Raw genomic sequence first — 3,359 nt, 5'->3', positions numbered from 1 at the left:
GATTCTGCAACTGTTGGAAAAGGCGGTTCTGCACTTTTTTATGGCCTCTGTTCAGCCAAACAATCAAGAGGCAAAGAATACTGACAATGATTATTTTCAGCCGTCCCTGCAACATAATGAAGGAAACCTTGAAACGGCCATAGCGCCCTCACACGGTAAACTTGTGGCACCGTTGCAGCTACTTGTTAAAACGTTGACGCCAGAGGGGAGTATCTGGAATTCAGAAAAGCATCGCACCGTTCTACCGATTCTATGGGGACTGCACCCCAGTGTATTTAAAAATTTTATGGTAGAGCCCGGAGCCTCATCATCCGGATCTTTCAAAAGATTCAAAGCCAGTCCGGTTGTGAACACCGCTATTTTTACCGAAAAACAAGTCGAGCTGCTTCAAAAACTTGTTGATGATAGAGTCCACGAATTCACAGAAGATGAATTTATGAACGTTGTCGACTATTTTTCACCAATAAATTTTGGAAAAGATAGGTATGGTCCTTATTTAGAGTCACCTGCCTTGATAAAAGGATTTGTAAGGAATGGTATTTTAAAATTTAACGAAATACCAAAAGATAAAGTAACAAAAGATATGTTATTGGTTAAGAATAATCTTTCCGGGTATGGCTACGATCGATATGGATACACTCAACTACCTGATGAATTGAAAAAAGATCATGATTTTCTTATTGAATACTCAAGGCTCAATGGTATTCCTTTCGGTACACCACCCGAGCTGGCAGCTTTTATTTATGGTTATCTGGATATTACGGCGAAAATAAAATCCCTGAAAGCACTCCCAGCCAGTTTTAAAAGTGAAAATGATGAATTATACGAAGAACTTATTCGTTCAGGAATGATAGAGCTTAGAGACCTTCCGGAGCCTATTAAAAATAAAAATAAAGAGTACTGCCTTTCACAATTAGCAGATGGCTTGTGTCAATTGTCAGAGGTTCCGGCTCATTTTATGACAAAAGAATCTATCCTGGATTCAATCAATGGTAATCATTGGTATCTTAATTTCGGTGTGATTTTCTCTGGTTTCTCCGGTTTATCTGCTTTATCTCCTTTCTCTGGTAGATACAATATGTTTACCAGAGACCCTGTCTTTTTTGAAGAACTACTGCTCAAAGCTGTCACAGTTGATTTGGAAATGTTTCATAGATTTAATTCTTTATTCGAAGGTGGTTACGATCTCTGCTTAGAAGAGGTATATTCTTTTGCCTCAAAGAGATATAAAGCAGACAGAGAAAAATTTGATTTGTTATTAAAAAGATTGATAAAAGCCAACCCTTTTGTTTTAGTTTATGCTGGATATTTTAATAAACGTTTGTCTAAGGTATTAGTCGATGCAGCAAAGGACTCATTGTTGGAAATATTAAACAGTAGACCCGAAGTAAGCCGGGGTTTTCATGTTTCTCTCCTTGATGAATTCTTTGAAAAGGTGAATGCCGATAACGATTTTAAAACCCATGTCCTGAATATTGTTTATCAATATATGCCTAATCAGAATGAGAAACGCGAAAAACTTCCGGAGGGACTCCTGAAAGCGCAAGACGACATAGTGCTGAAGTCTGAGCCCTTTGGCAGGGGGATTGACCACTTTCTGACCAGGAACTTACGGCCCGACAACCCTCAGATTGTACTTGACTATATTGAACAGAATGCATGTTTTTTGTACTTTTTTAAAGACAAAGAGTATCTGGAGAAATGCAGCGCTGACCCAATAATCCGGCAAAAATTCATACACGTACTTGCACAAAAGTTAGTTGCCGATAAATTAGAATTGTTGAGGACTTGGCAAAAACGCCTTCCACGGCCATTACTGGATGATACTCTGGACTTTCTCAAAGATCCGGCACTTTTCTTTAAACTGGATTCTTCTGACCAATTGACAGAACCCGTTAATCCTCTCAAATTTCAACTGCCCAATACTTCGGCATTCGGATTGGTAGTGGCTGCAGCTGCCCGAGGATTTGGTTTTCATCCTGCGGATGAAGAGTCCGGTCGTCAGTTACAATCAAGATTTGATCGTGCGGGTGAAACACCCTTTCAACGGGTTTATCCCGGTCAACATCCATTAACACTCTTTGAGAAAGAAGGCACCATCGTTGATGGTCGTACACTGGCAATAGCCAATGGTGAGGTGGTTGATCATTATAAGTTCCAACGGGTTGGAGAGTCTCTGGCTACCCTGGCGCGAGAAGGCATTATGCATGAATTTATTGCCAAAAATGACCGCTTGAAAAGCCAGAAACCCCGTTTTGGCGATTTTCTCGTCGTACTGGAAAAGGATCTTCCCCAGAGTACACAAGGTTTCACTGACCGTTTACAAGTGAACTATGTTGATGGTGAAAGAGCCTTCCTGGTTTACTATTTCCAGGCGACGGACAACTATAGCAAGTACGCCCACACTCCTGATGAAACCAGCACTCCTTACGCTGCTGCTGAACGGGGTCTATTGAATAGCATTCATGATATTGGCGTACTGAATGGCAACTTTGGCATTATACCTGCGTCAACGATGCAAGCATTTCACTGTAGCGGATGTCGTTGGGTGTTCCTAAGCCCGTTGTTGAAGAACACGATTTTTTTTGCCTTTCCATTACCCGGCAAATTTGAACGCTGGATCGAAGCTATTGAACGTCCTCAATTTGGCTGGAATGGGTTACGGGATTGGGGCGATATTGAGTTTTACGGCTCTATGAAAAGCGGCCTGACTGCCAGAAACTCAAAAACGTCGGGTTATACTCCTGAGGTTTTTCAGCGGCTAAGCTTTGCCAATGCTCTGTGCGAAAACCTGTTGGCAGCCGTGTTGTTAAGATCACGCTTGCGTCGGGAATCCCCGGATTATCATTATCAAATTCCACAGGCCGTGAAAGAGACAGAAAACTTTATTGAACAGCTACTGAACGAATACCTTTCGGGTCTGTTTGCAAAAGAAAAAGAACGACAGCCCAAATCAAGATTGCAAACATTTATGCGGTTTGACGATGCCAAATACCGTTCATGGTTGACTCGTACAGCTCAGGAGATCCTTTACTGGACTGCCCCGCAACCTGATGAGGTCACAGACCCTTGTGCATCTACCCTTTCCAGTGAGTGCTACTCAGAACACTTAAAGCGAACCGGGCATCTGGATAAAATACTGTACCCAGCAGCTTTACATCCCCTGGAAGCGCATAAAAAATTTCCCAGAGACTTCCGCAGGGCCAATGGTCAGCCCTCTCTCGGAGCCGATAGGGCTGTCTTTCCACTGGTCAGTCTGGTCAAGGGACTGACGTTGTTTGCCAGCCATATTTTTGCATTCGCAGACCAATACATGGCCGGGGATAATCCAGAATGACGTTGATATTCACCGGTGCCCC

At 42.5% G+C, this 3,359-nt stretch carries 1 protein-coding gene; it reads left to right on the top strand.

Features of this window, described 5'->3' with window-relative positions; genetic code table 11:
- A partial coding sequence (locus KDK19_RS14600) for a hypothetical protein (RefSeq protein ID WP_257292245.1) occupies positions 1-3,337 on the top strand: 3,337 nt, incomplete at its 5' end.
- Positions 3,338-3,359: the final 22 nt, after the last annotated feature.

It is taken from the genome of Endozoicomonas sp. ONNA1 (assembly GCF_024606325.1).
Lineage (GTDB): Bacteria > Pseudomonadota > Gammaproteobacteria > Pseudomonadales > Endozoicomonadaceae > Endozoicomonas_A.
This window is presented reverse-complemented; position numbering and strand designations above follow the sequence as displayed.